The following is a 19,007-nucleotide window of genomic DNA, read 5'->3' on the forward strand; positions in this document are numbered from 1 at the left end:
TAAGGATCGGGGAATTTCTGTGGTAAGAACGTTCCCCATGGGGATGTGATGAACTTGTTACATTCGGAAATCGGTGCGTCGGGCAGCGCTGCGCACAGCGCAACTGATCGATCACTTTCCTCTGTCGACGCGTGTCGTCCGGGCCGGTACGACTGCCCTGTCGCAGGCGCGGTCACGAGCACAGAGCGACAAGCTATGAGTGGTTGGAAAGGAAGCGTGGGATGAGCGACGATTCGCCGCCCCGGGCAAAGTTCTGGGATATCGAGGGCTGGGGCCTGCGGTGGAAGGTGACCGCGGTTCTCGCAGTTCCCGTCACCGTCGCCATGGTGCTCGGCGGGCTCCGTGTGCAGGGCGAGCTGAGTAACGCCGTCCACTTCACCGAGGCGGCCGACCAGATCGTCGTCGTCCCGGACATCGTGGCCCTCGAGGCCTCGATGGGTACCGTGACCAGTGGTTACGCCTCGGGTACCCTCACCAAGCAGGACCGCGAGGACGCGGAATCCCTGATGAACGGCGTGTCCGAACAGGCCCGGAACCCCGAACTGGATCCCGCCGTCGCGAGTTCCATCAACCAGACCGTCTCGGACGGTCGGGCCCTCCTGAATCTGATGGATTCCCCGGGCGTCGCCACCGACCTGCTCGCGGAACGCCAGCGCGCGTTCGCCGCGGACTTCATCCGCGAAGTGGACGATATCGTGCGTCCAATCGAAGACAGCGAAGTCGTCGACAAGGGCTACCAGCTGACCAACGCGTGGCAGGCGCAGCGTCGTCTGTTCGAGCAGGCCATGGGCCTCGTGATCGTGAAGGACGTCTACGCCGGTCCCGACGGACGGGAGAAGGCCCGCACGGGCGACATTCCCACCTCGGCCGTCGTCGCGGCCGCCGGCGCCGAATCGAGCCTCCTCGACGTCCTCGACCGCTACTACCCCAAGGGGGATGCCCGTGTCGAGACGCTGCGAAACAACATCAACGACCGTAACGCCCTCATCGACCAGGGCCTGGCCGATGCGGCGCGCGGCGGGATGCTGCCCATCCTGCAGCTGCGCTCCTCCCTCATCGCGAGCCGTGACGTCTACCAGGAGCTGACCAGCGAGGCGGCGAACGACATCGCGTCCACCGTGCAGATCCGCGCGGCCGAGACCCGGTCCGCCGCGCTGCGTGACACGGCGATCGTCCTCGGAACCCTGCTCGCCGCGCTCGTCCTCGCGCTCCTCGTGTCGCGTTCGCTGATCGGTCCGATCCGCCGCCTGCGGTACGGCGCGCTGAAGGCCGCCCGCCGCGACCTCCCGGAGGCGATCGAGCAGATCAAGGCCAGTGACGATCCGCGGGCACTGTCGTTCGAGCCGGTGGCCGTGCACTCCTCCGAGGAGATCGGCCAGCTCGCCCGCGCCGTGGACGACATCCACGGGCAGGCCCTCAAGCTCGCCGGTGAGCAGGCACAACTGCGCCTGCAGATCAACGACATGTTCGAAACGCTCGCACGCCGAAGCAAGTCGCTCGTCGACCAGCAGCTCGGCCTGATCGAGAATCTCGAGTTCGAGGAGAAGGACCCGAAGCGACTCGAGAGCCTGTTCCGGCTCGACCACCTGGCCGCGCGTATGCGCCGGAACGGTGAGAACCTGCTGATTCTGGCCGGCACCCGCGTGCGTCGTTCGCAGGCGGCGCCGATTCCGCTCGGCGACGTGCTGCGTGCCGCGATCTCCGAGGTCGAGGACTACCAGCGTGTGCAGATGGGTGCGACCCCCGAAGGCGCACTCAGCGGCACCGTCGTCACGGACGTCGTGCACCTGCTCGCCGAACTCGTCGACAACTCGCTTCGCGCTTCGCCGCCCGACACGGTGGTGACGTTCAGCTTCGCTCGCGCCGTGGACGGCGGGGTGCTGCTCGAAATCGCGGACCGCGGCATCGGTATCCCGGCCGACGACATGCGCGCCGTCAACGAGCGTCTGGCGTCGGGTGGTGAGGTCGGTCCCGAGACCGCGCGCCACATGGGTCTGTTCGTCGTGAGTCGGCTCGCGAAGCGTCACGGCCTGACCGTGCGCCTGCGGTCGACGTTCGACACCGCCCGCAACCCGGGTGTGACCGTGAGCATCCACATCCCGAATGCGCTGATCGTGTCGCAGGCTGCCCGACAGGACACGGGACCGCAGCGGAGGATTCCCGCGGCGCCGGTCCGGACCGCCATCCCGGCACCCGCGGCCCCGGCCCAGCGCAAGGACAACGGACAGCAGCAGCCGGCAACCCGCAACGGACTGCCGACCCGCACCCCGTCCACACCTCCGCCCGCGCCGAGCCCGGCACCTGCGAGCGCGGTGACGACGGCCTCCGGCACGAGCCTGCCCCGGCGTCAGCCCGGTGCCAGCGGCATCGCGGCCGGCGCGGCATCGTCGACCGGTGCCCCGGCGGCGCAGCAGTCCCAGGACACCGTCAACGTCCGCGGATCCGGGGCGATGCCGAAGCTGCCCGTGCGGCGGCCGCAGGCGGCGACCCCGGAGACGGCACCGGCGGAATCGCGGCCACAGCACGCGCCGCACGCACCACGTAGCGAGAACCGCATCGAGACGCGGACCGCGGAGCAGCCCGCACCCCTGTCGTCGAACGGCGACGACCAGGGACCGGTCCGGCACCGCTACCGCACCAACTCGGCGAAGACCGCGTCGTTCTTCCAGTCGCGGATCGATCCGCCACCGGCCGAGGCGGCACCGCGCCGAGGCGGCGGCACCCCGATCTTCTCCGACATGGTGTCCGACTGGCTGACCGATCCGACCGGCACCGAAGGCGCACCCGGCGACTGGCATTCCGCCGGCGACGCCGGATGGTCCGCCGCCGAACGGATCAGCGAGACTCCCGTCGAGGTCGACCCGGAGATCGGACTGCCGAAGCGGCGTCCCGGAGACCGGCTGGTTCCAGGCACGGTCGAAGGCGCGCACAATACGGGGACACTGCGCCGGGTGCGTGACCCTGAGACAATTCGCGCCAATCTCAGTCGTCACCAGCAGGGCGTCCGAAACGGCAGGGCCACGAGGCTCGCGGAACGTAACAGCATTGAAGGAGACCGATGAACACCGCTCATGGATCCGACGTCACGCGACCGCTCGACTGGTTGGTGTCGAACTTCGCCAGTGACGTGCCCGGTGTCTCCCACGCCGTGCTCGTGTCCGCGGACGGTCTCCTGATGGCGGCCAGCGCCCACCTCCCGATCGACCGGGCCGAGCAACTGGCCGCCGTCACGTCGGGGCTGGCCAGCCTGTCGGCCGGTGTGTCCCGGTTGTTCGAAGGCGGCGGAGTGCTGCAGTCGGTGGTCGAGATGCAGCACGGATACCTGCTGCTCATGAGCGTCGGCGACGGCTCGCACCTCGCGACCCTCACCGACGCCGAGTGCGACATCGGACAGGTCGGCTACGAGATGGCGATCCTGGTCGACCGCGTCGGCGCATCGGTGCAGGCCACGGCCCGCACCCCGCAGGGTCTCTGATCAGCCCATGCCCATGAACGACCACCACTCGGAGCAGCCGGGCCCGAACATCGTGCGCCCGTACTCGCTGACGTCGGGCCGGACCCGGCCTGCGGTCGAACTCGCGCTCGAAGCGTTGATTCAGGCACTGCCGCAGTCGGTGGACCGGCAGTGGGAACTCGACGACGTCAACGCCGCGATCGTCGCGTTGTGCCAGCAGTCGCCTTCGGTCGCCGAGATCGCCGCCCGGGTGGGCGTGCCCCTCGGAGTGGCACGCGTCCTGGTCGCCGACCTGGTCGAGGCCGGTCATCTTCAGATCCTGGCCACCCTGAAGGAAGACTCGACCGACTCCGAACGTCGTGAACTCATCGAAAGGGTCCTCAGTGGACTTCGCGAAATCTGATCCCCGCAATCGGGTGACCTCGACCAAGATCGTGATCGCCGGCGGGTTCGGCGTCGGCAAGACCACGCTGGTGGGGGCTGTCTCCGAGATCGTCCCGCTGCGTACCGAGGCGCTCGTCACCAACGCCAGCGACGGCGTCGACAACCTGGCTGCGACACCGCAGAAGGGCACGACCACCGTCGCCATGGACTTCGGGCGCATCAGCCTGGCCGACGACCTGGTGCTGTACCTGTTCGGTACCCCCGGTCAGCACCGGTTCTGGTTCATGTGGGACGACCTGATCCGCGGTGCGATCGGTGCGATCGTCCTGATCGACACGCGCCGGCTGGACGAGAGTTTCGCGGCGGTCGACTTCTTCGAGGCCCGGCAACTGCCGTTCCTCGTCGCGATCAACGAGTTCGACGACGCCCCGCGCTACCCCATCGAGGACATCCGTGCGGCCCTCGCGATCTCCGAGGACGTGCCGATCATCCCGATCGACGCGCGTGACCGGGAATCGGCGAAACGCGCACTGGTCGCGATCACCGAATACGCACTGACCAAGCTCCACACGGCCGCGTACTGAGGATTCGAAATATGTCGGACGACTTGCAGCACTTCTCCATGGGCACGTGGATCGTCGCCCTCGCCGCGGTCACGGCGTTCATCGGCGTCTTCGTCGGTATCGCCAGCGCCCGTAAGGCGGTGACCGCGCCGAACCCGAGGCAGCGGTACCTCTGGCTGGCCTGGGGTGCGCTGTCGATCGGCGGCATCGGCGCCTGGCTGCCGCACTACATTGCGATGGTCGGGTTCGAGGTCTACGGCAGCGTGGTGCGCTACGACGTCCTGTGGATCGCGGTCTCGTTCGTGGTGCCCGTCGCGGCTGCCGCCGTGGCGTTGCTGATCATCAGCCCGCCGCCGACGAAGCACCGGCTGCCGAGTGCGTCGGTGGAGATCGGCCGCCTCGCCGGCGGTGCGGTGCTCCTCGGCGTCGGCTTCACCGGAATGGACCTTGCGATCGTCTCGTCCCTCGAGATCCAGGGTTCGGTGAACTCCGACATCCTGCTGACGGCGGCATCGGCCGTGATCGGCCTGGTCGTCGGCGCCGGAATCATGTGGTCGATCTCGGCACTCGAATCCCGCACGCTGCGACTCGTGGCGTCGGCGGTCGTGGCGGCCGGGCTGGTGGCCATGCACTACACCGGCGTGTTCGGGCTGAGCGTCATCGTCGACCCGGCCGTGGCGCGCCCGGACGGACTCGAGGTGTTCTCGATCCTGTTTCCCGTCTTCGTGCTGGGCATGCTCGTGGTCACGATCCCGATCACCGCCCTGCTGATGGCGCCCGACCGCGTCGCCGCCGAGCTCGAACTCGAGGCCGAAATGCTCGCCGCCGAATCCCTCGCCGCCGAATCCCAGGGCAGGGAGCTCGAACTCCAATAGATCGGACGACTCCTGCAACACCGATTCATGGGCGCACCCGAGTCCTTCACCCTCACAGCTGACCTGCACCTATAGACTCGGGTGGTTGCGCGACGTCGTGCAGGACCGCGAGTCCGCGAGGAGACGTCAAGCCGAGTAGAAGAAGGAGCTCATGACCGACACAACGTTGCCGCCGGAGGGACCGGGGCACGACCGCATCGAGCCCGTCGACATTCAGCAGGAGATGCAGAGCAGCTACATCGATTACGCGATGAGCGTGATCGTGGGTCGTGCGCTGCCCGATGTGCGCGACGGCCTCAAGCCGGTGCACCGCCGCGTTCTGTACGCGATGTACGACAACGGTTACCGGCCCGATCGCGGTTATGTGAAGTCTGCGCGACCGGTCGCCGAGACGATGGGTAACTACCACCCCCACGGCGACGCCTCGATCTACGACACGCTCGTCCGCATGGCCCAGCCGTGGTCGCTGCGGTACCCGCTCGTCGACGGCCAGGGCAACTTCGGTTCCCGCGGCAACGACGGCGCCGCCGCGATGCGCTACACCGAGTGCCGGCTCACTCCGCTGGCCATGGAAATGCTGCGTGAGATCGACCACGAGACGGTCGATTTCACCCCGAACTACGATGGTCGTACACAGGAACCGTCAGTTCTCCCCAGCCGTATCCCCAACCTGTTGATCAATGGTTCCGGTGGCATCGCCGTCGGTATGGCCACCAACATCCCGCCGCACAACCTGCGCGAGGTCGCCGAGGCCATCTACTGGGCGCTGGAGAACTGGGAAGCCGACGAGGAGTCCACCCTCACCGCGGTCATGGAACACGTGAAGGGACCCGACTTCCCGACGCACGGCCTGATCGTCGGAGGCCAGGGCATCCACGACGCCTACACCACCGGACGCGGGTCGGTCCGCATGCGCGGTGTGGTGGAGATCGAGGAGGACGCCAAGGGGCGCACCACCATCGTCATCACCGAGCTGCCGTACCAGGTGAACCCGGACAACCTGATCACGTCGATCGCCGAGCAGGTCCGCGACGCGAAGATCGCCGGCATCTCCGACATCCACGACGAGTCCTCGGACCGCGCGGGTATGCGCATCGTCGTCACCGTCAAGCGTGACGCGGTCGCGAAGGTCGTGCTCAACAACCTGTACAAGCACACCCAGCTGCAGACCAGCTTCGGCTGCAACATGCTGTCCATCGTCGACGGCGTGCCGCGCACCCTGCGTCTCGACCAGATGATCCGGCTCTACGTCGCCCACCAGGTCGAGGTCATCCGCAGGCGCACCGAGTACCTGCTCCGCAAGGCAGAGGAACGCGCTCACATCCTGCGCGGACTGGTGAAGGCGCTCGACGCCCTCGACGAGGTCATCGCGCTGATCCGGGCGTCGCAGACCGTCGACATCGCGCGGGCCGGCCTGATCGAGCTCCTCACCGTCGACGAGATCCAGGCCGACGCGATCCTCGCGATGCAGCTGCGCCGCCTCGCCGCCCTCGAGCGTCAGAAGATCATCGACGAACTCGCCGAGATCGAGCTGGAGATCGCCGACCTCAAGGACATCCTCGAGAAGCCCGAGCGTCAGCGCCGGATCGTCCGCGACGAGCTGAAGGAAATCGTCGACAAGCACGGCGACGACCGCCGGACCCGCATCATCGCGGCCGACGGGGACGTGGCCGACGAGGATCTGATCGCCCGCGAGGACGTCGTCGTCACGATCACCGAAACCGGCTACGCCAAGCGCACCAAGACCGACCTGTACCGCTCGCAGAAGCGCGGCGGCAAGGGCGTGCAGGGCGCCGGGCTGAAGCAGGACGACATCGTCTCGCACTTCTTCGTCAGTTCCACGCACGACTGGCTGCTGTTCTTCACCACGAAGGGCCGCGTGTACCGGGCCAAGGCGTACGAGCTGCCGGAGGCGAGCCGCACGGCCCGCGGACAGCACGTGGCCAACCTGCTCGCGTTCCAGCCCGACGAGCGGATCCAGAGCGTCATCCAGATCAAGACGTACGAGGACGCCCCCTACCTGGTTCTCGCCACCCGCAACGGTCTGGTGAAGAAGTCCAAGCTCACCGACTTCGACTCGAACCGCAGCGGCGGCATCGTCGCGATCAACCTGCGCGGCGAGGACGAACTGGTCGGCGCGGTGCTCTGCTCCTCCGACGACGACCTGCTGCTCGTCTCCGCGCAGGGGCAGTCGATCCGCTTCTCCGCCACCGACGAGGCGTTGCGTCCGATGGGCCGCGCCACGTCCGGTGTCCAGGGCATGCGGTTCAACGGCGACGACGAACTGCTGTCGCTCAACGTGGTGCGTGAAGGCACCTATCTGCTGGTGGCGACGTCGGGTGGCTACTCGAAGCGCACCGGTATGGAGGACTATCCGGTCCAGGGTCGCGGCGGAAAGGGCGTACTTACGATTCAGTACGACAGGAAACGTGGCACCCTGGTCGGAGCGCTCATCGTGAACGACGACGACGAGCTCTACGCGATCACGTCGGGCGGTGGCGTCATCCGCACCGCCGCCAAGCAGGTCCGCAAGGCCGGTCGGCAGACCAAGGGCGTTCGTTTGATGAACCTCGGGGAAGGCGACACCCTGCTCGCGATCGCGCGCAATGCCGACGAACCCGACGAACCCGACGACAACGCCGAGAGCAGCGGCAAAGGAGCTAAGGAGTCCTAGTGAGCACTCCCAACCAGCCAGGCAGTGACCGGCAGAACCCGGGTTCCGCCAACAAGGCGCCATCCGAGCAGCAGGCCTCCCGCACACCCGAGAACGGGTCGGCGCGACCGAACCCGCAGCAGGGTTCCGCGCCGCAGGGGCCGCAGGCGTCAGCCGGTCGTGGTCCCGCTCAGGCGGGGCCGGCTGCCCGGCCGGGCAGTGCTCCCGACGCGAGACCGGATCGGCAGGCTCCGGCCGATCCGGCCCGGTCTCCGTCGACGCCCCAGCATCAGGGTCCGCGTACGCAGACGCCGCAGGGCCGGTCCGTGCCGCCGCAGCAGGGTCACGCTCCGAATCAGCAGGCTCCCGGGCATCAGGGCCCGCCGCAGCAGGCGCCCGGCAACCGGGTCCCTGCGGGTGGTGCTCCCACCGAGGGTGCGCAGTCCATTCGGGGAAATCAGGCTCCGCCGTGGCAGCGTGGAATGCAGCGTGAGCCGCAGACCAATCTGAAGCGACCGGTGCAAGGCGGGGCCGGTGCCAAGCAGGCTCCGCGCCCGGAGGGTCAGCCGAACCCGGCCAACGGCGCGGCTGCAGTGGCCGCGGCGGGTGCCGCGGCAGCGAAGGCTCCCGGCGGCCAGGACGTCCAGAAGCCGCAGACCGCCCCGACGCAGAAGACGCCGCCCCAGAGCGCCCCCGCGCAGGGTCAGCGACCCCAGGGCGCGCCGAACTCGGGTGCTCCCACCCAGGCCGTGCCCACGCAGAAGGCGCCCGCACAGAACCTGTCGTCGCCGGCGAAGGGGCAGCCCGCGCCCAAGCAGGGGTCCGATCGCGCACCGTCCTCGACCGCGGCCACTGCAGCGGTCGGTGCGGTGTCCGGTGCAGCCGCGGCCGGTGCCGTGACGCAGCGGGAGGCAGCGAAGGCGAAGGCGTCCGCGATCGACGGACCCACCCGGCACATCAACCGGGACGCGCTCCCCAAGGACATGCCGGACCTGTCCGAGGCCAAGCACCCGTTGCCCGGGGCGGCGGCCACGGGTCAGCAGCCGAAGATCGCCGTGGCCCCGCAGCGGGTCGAGGAGGGCGAGGCTCTCCGGGCGACGGTGCAGGTCCGCAAGATCGATCCATGGTCGACGCTGAAGATCTCGTCCGTCATCTCGGTGTCGCTGTTCTTCGTGTGGATGGTGGCCGTCGGTCTGCTGTACGTCGTCCTGGACGGGATGGGCGTGTGGGACCGGCTGAACAACGCATTCACCGATATCGTCGCGGAGTCGAGCTCTGAGGGGCTCGTGACGGCCGGGCAGGTCTTCGGATACGCCGCCGTCATCGGCCTCGCGAACATGGTGTTGTTCACCGCGCTGGCGACGATCGGCGCGTTCATCTACAACCTGTGTTCCGACCTCGTCGGGGGCGTCGAAGTGACGCTCGCCGACCGGGACTGAACGCGGAAAACGATGGGGGCTGAGCTGGGAAAAGAGCGTCTCGCCGGACCGGTTTTGGTAGTTGCCGGTCCGGTGGGGTAATCTTCCGACTCGGTTCAGGGAACTGTGCGAGATGAGTTTCCAGACTTCAGGGGCCTATAGCTCAGGCGGTTAGAGCGCTTCGCTGATAACGAAGAGGTCGGAGGTTCAAGTCCTCCTAGGCCCACTCCTGGTGCCGGTGAAAGGTCATTCGCATGAAGGTCCTCCTGTTTGTGGGAGCCGGAGTGCTGGTGGCAATCGGACTGTCCAAGTTGCTACGCGGCAACGAGGTGTGGCACGAGGTAACGGGGCCTTAGCTCAGTTGGTAGAGCGCTGCCTTTGCAAGGCAGATGTCAGGAGTTCGAATCTCCTAGGCTCCACAAGTACAAATACAGAACGGGGTGCCCCGGATTCGAAAGAGTCCGGGGCACACTGCTGTGCGGACCAGAGTTGGGTGAGGTTACCCTTACTTCATGACCGCACTCGATCCCGGAGCCCGTGAACGCCACGACCCGCGCAGCCGCGTCGCATCCCACCACCGGACCGGTGAGGGAACCGCACGAATCGGCTACCCGATCGGAGTCCGCACGGTCACGGTCCGTGCACGCGAGTACGTCACACCCCGCATGGTGCGTCTGACGATCGGGGGCCCCGGACTCGACGGCTTCCACACCTATCAGGCCGACGATCACGTCAAGGTCGTGTTCCCCGATCCGGACGGCACCCGCCGCGTGCCCGTGGTGAACGACGCGACGATGCTCGACTGGCCGCGACCGCTCCCGACCACGCGGAAATACACCGTCCGCCGCTACGACGCCGACGCCCGCGAACTCGACCTGGACTTCGTGCTGCACGAAGGCGGGCTCGCGTCCTCCTGGGCGACGACGGTCGCGATCGGCGACGAGGTGACCATCGCCGGACCGCCCGGCGCCAAGGCATTCGCCCACAACTTCGACCACTACGTCTTCGCGGTCGATTCCACCGCTCTGCCGGCGGTCGCGCGGTGGCTCGACGAGTCCCCGGCCGACGTCTCGGCGCACGTCGTGATCGAGACCGACGACGACGTCGAGCACGGTTACCCGCTGGCCGTGCGCGAGAAAGTGGACGTGACGTGGCTCGTTCGCGACGGCAGCGAGTCCACTCTCGCGTCGACGGTGCAGTCGCTGGTGCTGCCCGACGGCCGCTCCTTCCTGTTCGCGGCCGGCGAGGCGAATGACATCAAGTCTCTGCGCACGTGGAGTAGGGACCGGATGGATTCGCTGTTCACCGGATACTGGAAACGCGGAGTCGCCGGGCTGGACGACTGACCGGCCCTACACTCGCACCATGACCACGGTCCGGCCCGCACTCGCCCGCCGCGCGGCCGTCGCCGCGGTGATGCTCGGGATGCTGACGGCAGGCGGTGCTGCGCCCGCGAGTGCGCAGACCCGTCCACTGGAACCGATCGCCCTGGCGGTCTCGCTGCGTCTCTCGACGGCAGACACGGTGGCGGCGGCCAAGTGGGGCACGCCGTCACCGATCGACGATCCCGCGCGCGAAGCGCAGGTCCTGGGTACGGTCGCCACGCAGGCGGCCGACGAGGGCCTGAGCGCGGGGCGGGTGCAGCAGATCTTCCGGGACCAGATCGAGGCCAACAAGGAGGTGCAGCGCGCCCTCTTCGCCTGGTGGAGCGTCGCGCCCGGCGCGGCACCGACCCTCCGGCCCGACCTGACGCAGGTCCGTCCGGTGATCGACCGCCAGAACACGGACATTCTCCTGCAGCTGCGCGAACAGGAGGCCGTGCTCGCGAGCTCGGGCTGCGTGCCCGCTCTCGTCGACGCCGCGGTCGCGGTGGCGGCCGAACAGCGCCTCGACCCGATGCATCAGGCCACGCTGGCGCGCGCGCTCATGTCGATCTGCGGGCCGGTCCGCGAATGACTGGCCGTTTCGCCATGGTCCGACAAAATATCGCCACTTAGACTGGGGACATGATCTCCAAGGTCGCGACGCTCCTCCTCGACCGTGTCTCGATGTTCGAGTTCGGGGTGGTCTGTGAAGTGTTCGGAATCGACCGCACCGAACACGGGGTTCCGCCGTTCGACTTCCGGATCTGCGGGATCCGTCCCGGCGAACCGCTCGCGTCGATCACGCCGGGGCTGACGCTGTCCGCCGGCTACGGGCTGGACTCCCTGCGCGACGCGGATCTCGTCGTGGTCCCGCCGCCGGGGGCACAGTCGGACTTCCCTGTGGAGGCGCTCGACGCGGTGCGCGCCGCCGCGGATGCCGGCGCCATCGTCCTCAGCCTGTGCTCGGGTGCGTTCCTGCTCGGCGACGCGGGACTGCTGGACGGGCGCAGGTGCACCACCCACTGGGAGTACGTCGAGGAACTGGCCGTCCGGTTCCCGACTGCGGTTGTCGACCCCGACGTCCTGTTCGTCGACGAAGGCAACCTCGTCACCAGTGCGGGCACCGCGGCCGGAATCGACGCCTGCCTGCACGTGGTGCGTCGCGAGCTCGGTTCCACCGTCGCCAACACGATCGCCCGCAGAATGGTCGTTCCGCCGCAACGCGACGGGGGGCAGCGCCAGTTCATCGAGCAACCGGTGGTCGCGTGCACGTCGGACAGCCTGAGCGAGACGATGGCGTGGATGAGCGAAAATCTCGAGCTGCCGCACACGGTCGACGAACTCGCGGCCCGCTCGTCCATGTCGACGCGCACGTTCGCGCGCAAGTTCGCGGCCGAGACGGGCACCACCCCCGTGAAGTGGCTGACGACGCAGCGGATCCTCTACGCGCAGCAGCTACTCGAGGGTACCGACCTCGGCCTCGAGGCGATCTCGAGACGCAGCGGATTCGGGTCGGGTGCGCTTCTGCGCCACCACTTCAACCGGGTGGTCGGCGTCGCCCCCGCCGACTATCGGCGCCGGTTCGGCTGCAACACGGCCGAACTCATGCAATGAACGTGCCGATGGCCGGGTTCGCCTGGCAGATCGGGCTGCTGCCGAAGTTGATCGATCCGAACGCCGTCGCCACCACGTTCCCGACGCCGGTATTCACCGTCGCGGACAGGAAGGGGTAGACGCCGCCGAGGTTCACGATCCCCGAACGTCCGCTGTCGGTGTTGACCCAGGCCACGGTGACCTGCGCGGCAGCCGGGATCGGTGGCGCGGCCGGGCGTGACTCGAAGCGGATGTCGCCGTCGGCGATGGGCGGTGACGCCTCCGGCCCGGACTGTCCGGTGAGCGCCGTCAACGACATCAGGCTGCCCTGGTTCGGACATCCGATGGTGAGGGCGGGTCCGCCGAAGGGGTGGGGTGGGTCGGCGCCGGCGGGGCCGGCCGTCAGCACAGCCGCGGTGGCGGCGATCGGAAACGTGACGACGGCAATGCGGTGGACGATACGTCTGGCGGTCATGTCTGCTCCTCGGAACGGATCCTGGCGCTGGTGCGCATCTGCCTGCGGGGTACCCCTGGTACAAGCCGTGAAACGAAGACAGGACAGCAGGACGGTTGTCCACCTAGGATTCCCAGATGCCGGAGACCGCGCCTTCCGTCCCCTCCTGCCTGCGGGACACGGCCGTGCGCTACGCGCGGTCGCTCCACCCCGTCGGCCTCGCGTTCGCGTTGCTGTTCTTCGTGTGGTCGATGTCGCCGTCGTTGCTGCCCCGACCGTGGTACCTGCAGGCGGTGGCGACGGGCATCAGCCTGGCCACCGGCTACGCCATCGGATGCTTCGTGTCCTGGGTGGTGCGCAAGTGCGGGGTCGAACCGAAGTTCTCGCCGAAGACCCGGCGGATCGGGTGGTGGACCCTGCTGGGCGCCGCCGTGATCCTCGTTCCCACCTTCCTGGTGCTGGGATCGTGGTGGCAGCAGATCGTCCGCGATCTGGTCGGCGCCGAGCGCGCGAACCGCTCGTACTACCTGCTGATCCTCGTGATCTCGTTCGCCGTCGCGGCGCTGCTGCTGGCCGCGGGCCGGGGACTCCGCACTGCCGCGCGGCGGCTGACCGCCGTCGGATTGCGCTACGTACCTGCGCCGGTCGCGAAGATCGCGAGCGTCGTCGTGCTGCTCGCCGTCCTGTTCTTCGCCGTCAACGGCGCGCTCTACGCAGGTCTGCTCGCCCTCGCCAACGGCAGCCTCGCCGCAGCCGACCACGACACGGCCGCAGGCGTCACCCAGCCCACCGCCCCGGAACGGTCGGGCTCACCGGACTCGGCGGAACCCTGGGATTCACTGGGCAAGGAGGGGCGCACGTTCGTCGCCGGTGGTCCATCGGCGGAAGACATCACCGCCCTCACCGGGCGTCCGGCGCTCACACCGATCCGCGCATACGCGGGCCGCGACTCCGCAGGCACCGTCGAGGAGGTCGCGGACCACGTGGTGGCCGAACTGAAACGCACCGGCGCCTACGACCGCGCGGTCCTGGCCGTCGCCACGACGACCGGTCGCGGCTGGGTCAACCAGGACGTCGCGTCCTCGCTCGAGTACCTGAACGACGGCGACACCGCCATCGCGTCGATGCAGTACTCGTTCCTCCCGAGCCCACTCGCGTTCATCGCCGACCGGGAGACACCGATGGTGGCGGGCCGGGCGCTGTTCGAGGCCGTCTACGCCGAATGGGCTGCGCTGCCGCAGGAGTCGCGGCCGAAACTGGTGGTGTTCGGCGAGAGCCTCGGTTCGTACGGGGGACAGGCCGTGTTCGTCGGCGGCCAGGACATGCTGGCCCGCGTCGACGGCGCACTGTGGGTGGGAACGCCCAACTTCACCGAACAGTGGACCCGGATTACCGAGAACCGTGACCCCGGCTCGTTCCAGCGGGTCCCGGCGATCGAGGACGGCACCGGAATCCGCTTCGCCGCAGAGCCCACCGATCTCGAGCTCGACGGTCCGTGGGGCGACAGCCGGGTGGTCTATTGGCAGCACGCCGGCGATCCCATCACCTGGTGGTCGTTCGACCTCCTGCTGAACCGCCCCGACTGGCTGCGCGAGCCACACGGGCCGGACGTGGACCCCGGAATGCGGTGGATCCCGTTCGTGACGTTCTGGCAGGTCACCCTCGACATGGTGTTCTCGGCGGACGTTCCCCCCGGTCACGGGCACAACTACGGGGAGGACGCCGTCGACATGTGGGCCGCGATCCTGCAGCCGCCCGGCTGGACGCCGGACGACACCGAGCGGGCGCGCGCCCTACTGGCCGGGGAGTGACGGGTCAGTTGGCGTGAGGGGCTTCGTCGCCGTGGGCGGCGTGGGCTCCTGCGAGTTCGGGCTGTCGATGTCGCGCAGGTTCGGGGGAGCGGACGCGACGCGCGGCTGCTCGCGGCGGCGGCTCTTGACGAACACCGCGCCCCCGGCGATGGCGGCACCGACCAGGACGACGATCGCGATGCGACGTCCCTTTCGCGACTTCTTCTCCTCGACCGGTGCCACAGCCGTGGTCAGGGGACGAACGACATCCTGGGCGACCTTCTTCACCGGCACGGTCCGGGCGCGTTCGTAGCCCTTCTTGGCCAGCGAGGCCCCCTGACGGCCGAGGAACAGACTGAGCTGGCCGGCGCCGCGGGCCGTCGCGAGTGCCGCCGAGCGTGCGTAACGCCGCGCCTGATCGACAGCCTCGGATTCCTTGACGCGGGAAGCCGAATCCTCGACGTGGGCCAGAGCGGTCTCGACTCGCTCGGAGACCTGCTCCTGCAGGGTCTCGGCGCGTTCGGTCGGAAGCAGATTCGTGAGGGACTCCGTCGCTCGTGTCATGTCCCCACTTTGTCACAAGAACCGGGAGCACGAACCGATCCGAAGTACTCGAGTCACCGCGGCGGAACCACACGGAACCCCACAATGGCAACATGGTGGTGTGACTTCACCTCATCAGACCGCAACCGCAACGCTGCACACCAACCGCGGCGACATCAAGATCGCGCTGTTCGGCAACCACGCGCCTAAGACCGTCGAGAACTTCGTCGGCCTGGCCGACGGTTCGAAGGACTACAGCACCGCCAACGCCGGTGGCACCGACTCCGGACCGTTCTACGACGGCGCCGTCTTCCACCGCATCATCGACGGATTCATGATCCAGGGCGGCGACCCCACCGGCACCGGCGCCGGCGGCCCGGGCTACAAGTTCGGCGACGAGTTCCACCCGGAACTGCAGTTCGACCGCGCATACATCCTGGCCATGGCGAACGCAGGCCCGGGAACCAACGGTTCCCAGTTCTTCATCACCACCGGCCCGACGCCGCACCTCAACCGCCGCCACACCATCTTCGGTGAGGTCGTCGACGAGGAGTCGAAGAAGGTCGTCGACGCCATCTCGACCACCGCCACCGATCGTGCGGACCGTCCGCTCGAGCCGGTCGTGATCAACAGCGTCACCATCGCGTAGGGAACCGCAGCACATGACCAACCCCGGCTGGGGCGGTGCCGCGAACGAGGGCACTCCGCCCCAGCCGCGGTGCGTCCGCCACCCCGATCGTCCCACTGCACTGGCGTGCAATCGGTGCGGCCGTCCCGCGTGCCCCGAATGCCTGCGCGAAGCGGCCGTCGGCTACCAGTGTGTCGACTGCGTCGCCGCCGGACAGCGTGATGTCCGACCGGTCCGCAACGTCGCCGGTGCCGTGACCACGCGGCGTGCGGCACCGCTGGTGACGTACATCCTGATGGCCGCGAACGTCGGCATCTTCCTGATCACCGCGGCGCAGTCCCGCAGCATCATGCAGAACCAGGCCGGGTCGAAGCTCTTCGCGGACTGGGCGCTGTTCCCACCCGCTGTCGTGGACGGGCAGATCGTCCGCGTGCTCGGCAGCGGATTCCTCCACTTCGGCATCATTCACCTGGCCGTCAACATGTTCGCGCTGTGGGTGATCGGCCGCGACACCGAACTGGTCCTCGGGCGCGCCCGCTACGCCTGCGTCTACTTCGCGTCGCTGCTCGGCGGTTCCGCCGCGGTGATGCTGTTCCAGCTCGGCGCGGTCACCGCGGGTGCGTCGGGCGCCGTCTTCGGACTGATGGGCGCGCAGGCCGTCATCCTCCTGCGGCTGCGACGCAGTCCCGCACCGGTGATCTCGGTGATCGCCATCAACGTGATCATCAGCATCACGATCCCCGGCATCTCACTGTGGGGGCATCTCGGTGGCCTGGTCGCCGGGGCCGCGGCCACCGCGGGAATCCTCTACGGGCCCCAGCTGCTGGGCGCCGGGAACAACCGGGAGAAGGCCGTCACCGTCGGCTGGGTCTGCCTCGGCGTCGTGGTGCTGGTGCCACTGGCCGTCATCGCGGTCCGCACCCTGCAGCTCCGCGCGAGCTTCGGCTACTGACCCCGGCCCACCAGACGGTGCACCGCGAGGGCATCGAACACGTCCTCCGGATTGGTGCCGAGATCCCAGCGGCCGAAGATCAGGAGGCGTTCGGTGCCGTCCTCGGTGCGGACGTCGATCTCGAGCATCGGCACGCGGCGTCCCAGCCGGGGATAGCGCACCAGCCGCGCGCGGTCGATCTGCGAGCGGGCATACCCGTGGCGGCCCGTCAGCCGGTTCACCACGATCCCGCCGCCCTCCTTGTCGACGGCGAGGCGCGGGCGTTGCCGGAGCGCCGACGCGGCGGTCAGCAGCAGCCCGACGGCGGCGACGCACACCAGGACACGGCCCGCCGGCTCCGTCGACACCACAAGTCCCGCGACCCCCAACGCGACTCCGCCCGCAGCGAGAGCGATCACCGCACCGAGTGGCGTCGACCACTCCAACGGTGCCTCGTCAGCAGACATCAGCACTCGACCTGCGGCTATCCACAGGGGTTGTCCACATTGGGGATGAATGACATGGGTGTAATTGTGATCCTCAACGCCAGCGCATCGTCATGATCAGACCGACCACCATGAAGCCGAATCCGATGAGGAAGTTGTAGGCACCGAGGTTGTTCATCCACTCGAGCTGGTCGGCGGCCAGGTAGTAGACGAGCAGCCACACCAGCCCGACCAGCATGAACCCGAGCATCACCGAGACGTACAGGGTGCTCGAGGGGCCGGCCTTCACCTTCACCGGGGTGCGGCTCGCAGGGTTGATCGTGTAATCGGTCTTCTTTCGGACCTTCGACTTCGGCATGACGTCCTCGTTCGTGCGGCTCTGCGGGAATGTGGGCAGGTAGATTCGGAAATACCTGCGTGTGTACACGCTAACGTAGCCGCGATTCGCGCGGCGAGGACGAGGGGACGGAAACACCGGTGACCAGGTCGATCTTCTGGCGGATCGCGGTGCTGGTGGTGTGTCTCGTGGCCGGTCTGCTGGTGGCCACCACCCGTCAGGCGTCGCACGGCAACGAGATCCGCGCCGGCGATTCGACCCGGCTGTCCGACCTCGTGCGGAACGCGCAATCCGAGACCGACCAGGTAGCCGCGACCCGCGACCGGCTGGCGGCGCAGGTCGAGTCGCTGCAGCAGGACGCCGCGGCATCCGACAGCGGTGTCGCGAAGACGCTCGCCGACACGAAGGCGCTCGCCACGGATGCCGGACTCACACCGATGACCGGTCCCGGCGTCACCGTCACACTCACCGACGCCCCCCGCGACGCGGACGGTAAATACCCCGTCGACGCGTCGCCGGACGATCTCGTCGTCCACCAGCAGGACGTCCAGAGTGTGCTGAACGCGCTGTGGGTCGGCGGTGCCGAGGCGATCAGCATGCAGGACCAGCGGATTGTGAACACGTCCGCGCCGCGCTGCATCGGCAACACCCTGCTGCTGCACGGCCGCACCTACAGCCCGCCCTACGTGATGTCGGCGATCGGTGATCCCGCGCGACTGGAGGCGGCACTCGCCAACGAACCCGGAATCCGGGTGTTCAAGCAGTACGCGACGCGGTTCAAGCTCGGCTACTCGGAGGCGGCGTCCGGCCAATTGACCGTCCCCGGCTACGCGGGCCACTGACCTGAACGGTCCCCGGCCGCGCAGCGCACGAGGCAGGCAGAATACCCTGCTTCCATGAGGATCCTCGTCGTCGACAACTACGACAGCTTCGTGTTCAACCTGGTCCAGTACCTCGGACAGTTGGGAACACGGGCCGTGGTCTGGCGCAACGACGATCCGAACCTCACCGGGCCCGACGCGATCGCGGCGGCAGCGGCCGACTTCGACGGCATTCTGCTGAGCCCCGGCCCCGGCACACCGCAGCGCGCCGGCGCGACGATGGACCTGGTCACGGCATGCGCCGCCGGGAAGACACCGCTCCTCGGGGTGTGCCTCGGCCACCAGGCGATCGGGGCCGCGTTCGGCGCCACCGTCGACCGGGCACCCGAACTCCTGCACGGGAAGACCAGCGTCGTCCACCACACCGGCGAGGGCGTTCTCGCGGGTCTGCCCGACCCGTTCACCGCCACGCGCTACCACTCGCTGACCGTTCTGGAAGACACCATCCCGGACGAACTCGAAGTCACCGCGCACACCGACAGCGGCATCGTCATGGCGATGCGGCACCGGGAACTGCCGATCCACGGCGTCCAGTTCCACCCGGAGTCCGTGCTCACCGAGGGCGGGCACCGCATGCTCGCCAACTGGCTCACCGTCTGCGGCGAAGCCCCGAAGGAGTCCCTCGTCGCCACCCTCGAGGACGAGGTCGCGCAAGCATTAGGCGCGTAGCACCCGTGCGCCTTTCTGGTAGCT

Annotated in this window: 19 protein-coding genes and 2 tRNA genes; 17 read left to right on the top strand and 4 right to left on the bottom strand. The window is 68.3% G+C overall.

Annotated elements, in window-relative coordinates; translation table 11 throughout:
- The first annotated feature begins 221 nt into the window (after positions 1-221).
- The 12 genes from ACFVJ3_RS34420 to ACFVJ3_RS34475 all read left to right on the top strand — a co-directional run bounded on the left by ACFVJ3_RS34420 (position 222) and on the right by ACFVJ3_RS34475 (position 12,325).
- Positions 222-3,062, top strand: coding sequence for a sensor histidine kinase (locus ACFVJ3_RS34420; RefSeq protein ID WP_378456317.1), 2,841 nt, complete (start codon positions 222-224; stop codon positions 3,060-3,062).
- A complete protein-coding gene (locus tag ACFVJ3_RS34425; protein ID WP_005249096.1) occupies positions 3,059-3,475 on the top strand; it encodes a roadblock/LC7 domain-containing protein in 417 nt (138 codons plus the stop codon). Before ACFVJ3_RS34420 ends, ACFVJ3_RS34425 begins: the two co-directional genes overlap by 4 nt.
- Positions 3,476-3,482: 7 nt before the next feature.
- Positions 3,483-3,857 (top strand): DUF742 domain-containing protein, encoded by a 375-nt coding sequence (locus tag ACFVJ3_RS34430; RefSeq protein ID WP_005249095.1) that lies wholly within the window; start codon positions 3,483-3,485, stop codon positions 3,855-3,857.
- Positions 3,858-3,870: 13 nt separating this feature from the next.
- Positions 3,871-4,422, top strand: a complete 552-nt coding sequence (locus tag ACFVJ3_RS34435; RefSeq protein WP_005249094.1) for an ATP/GTP-binding protein — start codon at positions 3,871-3,873, stop codon at positions 4,420-4,422.
- Positions 4,423-4,433: 11 nt separating this feature from the next.
- Positions 4,434-5,276: an MHYT domain-containing protein gene (locus ACFVJ3_RS34440; RefSeq protein ID WP_378456318.1), complete on the top strand. Its 843-nt coding sequence runs from the start codon at positions 4,434-4,436 to the stop codon at positions 5,274-5,276.
- A gap of 151 nt (positions 5,277-5,427) precedes the next feature.
- Positions 5,428-7,950 carry a DNA gyrase subunit A gene (gene gyrA, locus ACFVJ3_RS34445; RefSeq protein ID WP_378456319.1) on the top strand — a complete coding sequence of 841 codons (2,523 nt, stop codon included), beginning with the start codon at positions 5,428-5,430 and terminating at the stop codon, positions 7,948-7,950.
- The gene (locus tag ACFVJ3_RS34450) at positions 7,950-9,368 is read left to right on the top strand and encodes a DUF3566 domain-containing protein (protein ID WP_378456320.1); all 1,419 of its coding nucleotides are present in this window, start codon (positions 7,950-7,952) and stop codon (positions 9,366-9,368) included. Before gyrA ends, ACFVJ3_RS34450 begins: the two co-directional genes overlap by 1 nt.
- A 131-nt stretch (positions 9,369-9,499) precedes the next feature.
- A tRNA-Ile gene (locus ACFVJ3_RS34455) sits at positions 9,500-9,573 on the top strand.
- Positions 9,574-9,693: 120 nt separating this feature from the next.
- A tRNA-Ala gene (locus ACFVJ3_RS34460) sits at positions 9,694-9,766 on the top strand.
- A gap of 93 nt (positions 9,767-9,859) precedes the next feature.
- On the top strand, positions 9,860-10,693 hold the full coding sequence (locus tag ACFVJ3_RS34465; RefSeq protein WP_378456321.1) for a siderophore-interacting protein: 834 nt from the start codon (positions 9,860-9,862) through the stop codon (positions 10,691-10,693).
- A gap of 19 nt (positions 10,694-10,712) precedes the next feature.
- Positions 10,713-11,303: a chorismate mutase gene (locus ACFVJ3_RS34470; RefSeq protein WP_378456322.1), complete on the top strand. Its 591-nt coding sequence runs from the start codon at positions 10,713-10,715 to the stop codon at positions 11,301-11,303.
- A gap of 50 nt (positions 11,304-11,353) precedes the next feature.
- Complete coding sequence (locus tag ACFVJ3_RS34475) at positions 11,354-12,325, top strand: helix-turn-helix domain-containing protein (protein ID WP_378456323.1); 972 nt, start codon at positions 11,354-11,356, stop codon at positions 12,323-12,325.
- Here the strand turns inward: ACFVJ3_RS34475 and ACFVJ3_RS34480 are convergent.
- Entirely contained in the window at positions 12,315-12,779 is a 465-nt protein-coding gene (locus tag ACFVJ3_RS34480; protein WP_378456324.1) for a hypothetical protein, read from the bottom strand. The genes ACFVJ3_RS34475 and ACFVJ3_RS34480 overlap by 11 nt on opposite strands.
- A 116-nt stretch (positions 12,780-12,895) precedes the next feature.
- Between ACFVJ3_RS34480 and ACFVJ3_RS34485 the strand changes: the two genes are divergently transcribed.
- Positions 12,896-14,569: an alpha/beta hydrolase gene (locus ACFVJ3_RS34485; RefSeq protein WP_378456325.1), complete on the top strand. Its 1,674-nt coding sequence runs from the start codon at positions 12,896-12,898 to the stop codon at positions 14,567-14,569.
- Here the strand turns inward: ACFVJ3_RS34485 and ACFVJ3_RS34490 are convergent.
- Positions 14,552-15,112 (bottom strand): hypothetical protein, encoded by a 561-nt coding sequence (locus ACFVJ3_RS34490; RefSeq protein ID WP_378456326.1) that lies wholly within the window; start codon positions 15,110-15,112, stop codon positions 14,552-14,554. The genes ACFVJ3_RS34485 and ACFVJ3_RS34490 overlap by 18 nt on opposite strands.
- A 100-nt stretch (positions 15,113-15,212) precedes the next feature.
- Between ACFVJ3_RS34490 and ACFVJ3_RS34495 the strand changes: the two genes are divergently transcribed.
- Both ACFVJ3_RS34495 and ACFVJ3_RS34500 read left to right on the top strand, forming a co-directional pair.
- The gene (locus ACFVJ3_RS34495; protein ID WP_378456327.1) at positions 15,213-15,740 is read left to right on the top strand and encodes a peptidylprolyl isomerase; all 528 of its coding nucleotides are present in this window, start codon (positions 15,213-15,215) and stop codon (positions 15,738-15,740) included.
- A 13-nt stretch (positions 15,741-15,753) separates the two neighbouring features.
- Complete coding sequence (locus ACFVJ3_RS34500; RefSeq protein ID WP_378456328.1) at positions 15,754-16,671, top strand: rhomboid family intramembrane serine protease; 918 nt, start codon at positions 15,754-15,756, stop codon at positions 16,669-16,671.
- On the opposite strand, the gene ACFVJ3_RS34505 is transcribed toward ACFVJ3_RS34500, so the two are convergent.
- Together ACFVJ3_RS34505 and crgA are read right to left on the bottom strand one after the other, a co-directional pair.
- Positions 16,665-17,123, bottom strand: coding sequence for a PH domain-containing protein (locus tag ACFVJ3_RS34505; protein ID WP_378456329.1), 459 nt, complete (start codon positions 17,121-17,123; stop codon positions 16,665-16,667). The genes ACFVJ3_RS34500 and ACFVJ3_RS34505 overlap by 7 nt on opposite strands.
- 67 nt (positions 17,124-17,190) lie before the next feature.
- Positions 17,191-17,454, bottom strand: a complete 264-nt coding sequence (crgA, locus tag ACFVJ3_RS34510; protein WP_005249082.1) for a cell division protein CrgA — start codon at positions 17,452-17,454, stop codon at positions 17,191-17,193.
- A gap of 119 nt (positions 17,455-17,573) precedes the next feature.
- Between crgA and ACFVJ3_RS34515 the strand changes: the two genes are divergently transcribed.
- Both ACFVJ3_RS34515 and ACFVJ3_RS34520 read left to right on the top strand, forming a co-directional pair.
- Positions 17,574-18,275: a DUF881 domain-containing protein gene (locus tag ACFVJ3_RS34515; RefSeq protein WP_378456330.1), complete on the top strand. Its 702-nt coding sequence runs from the start codon at positions 17,574-17,576 to the stop codon at positions 18,273-18,275.
- Positions 18,276-18,329: 54 nt separating this feature from the next.
- A complete protein-coding gene (locus ACFVJ3_RS34520; RefSeq protein ID WP_378456331.1) occupies positions 18,330-18,983 on the top strand; it encodes an aminodeoxychorismate/anthranilate synthase component II in 654 nt (217 codons plus the stop codon).
- Positions 18,984-19,007: the final 24 nt, after the last annotated feature.

The sequence above is a fragment of the Rhodococcus sp. NPDC127593 genome (assembly GCF_042671975.1).
In the GTDB taxonomy this organism is placed as follows: Bacteria; Actinomycetota; Actinomycetes; order Mycobacteriales; family Mycobacteriaceae; genus Rhodococcus_F.

Bases quoted from the DNA above. Each gene is read 5' to 3' on its own strand.
- ACFVJ3_RS34420 (WP_378456317.1), top strand. From the start codon at position 222: ATGAGCGACGATTCGCCGCCCCGGGCAAAGTTCTGGGATATCGAGGGC.
- ACFVJ3_RS34425 (WP_005249096.1), top strand. From the start codon at position 3,059: ATGAACACCGCTCATGGATCCGACGTCACGCGACCGCTCGACTGGTTG.
- ACFVJ3_RS34430 (WP_005249095.1), top strand. From the start codon at position 3,483: ATGCCCATGAACGACCACCACTCGGAGCAGCCGGGCCCGAACATCGTG.
- ACFVJ3_RS34440 (WP_378456318.1), top strand. From the start codon at position 4,434: ATGTCGGACGACTTGCAGCACTTCTCCATGGGCACGTGGATCGTCGCC.
- gyrA (WP_378456319.1), top strand. From the start codon at position 5,428: ATGACCGACACAACGTTGCCGCCGGAGGGACCGGGGCACGACCGCATC.
- ACFVJ3_RS34465 (WP_378456321.1), top strand. From the start codon at position 9,860: ATGACCGCACTCGATCCCGGAGCCCGTGAACGCCACGACCCGCGCAGC.
- ACFVJ3_RS34470 (WP_378456322.1), top strand. From the start codon at position 10,713: ATGACCACGGTCCGGCCCGCACTCGCCCGCCGCGCGGCCGTCGCCGCG.
- ACFVJ3_RS34475 (WP_378456323.1), top strand. From the start codon at position 11,354: ATGATCTCCAAGGTCGCGACGCTCCTCCTCGACCGTGTCTCGATGTTC.
- ACFVJ3_RS34480 (WP_378456324.1), bottom strand. From the start codon at position 12,779: ATGACCGCCAGACGTATCGTCCACCGCATTGCCGTCGTCACGTTTCCG.
- ACFVJ3_RS34485 (WP_378456325.1), top strand. From the start codon at position 12,896: ATGCCGGAGACCGCGCCTTCCGTCCCCTCCTGCCTGCGGGACACGGCC.
- ACFVJ3_RS34490 (WP_378456326.1), bottom strand. From the start codon at position 15,112: ATGACACGAGCGACGGAGTCCCTCACGAATCTGCTTCCGACCGAACGC.
- ACFVJ3_RS34500 (WP_378456328.1), top strand. From the start codon at position 15,754: ATGACCAACCCCGGCTGGGGCGGTGCCGCGAACGAGGGCACTCCGCCC.
- crgA (WP_005249082.1), bottom strand. From the start codon at position 17,454: ATGCCGAAGTCGAAGGTCCGAAAGAAGACCGATTACACGATCAACCCT.
- ACFVJ3_RS34520 (WP_378456331.1), top strand. From the start codon at position 18,330: ATGAGGATCCTCGTCGTCGACAACTACGACAGCTTCGTGTTCAACCTG.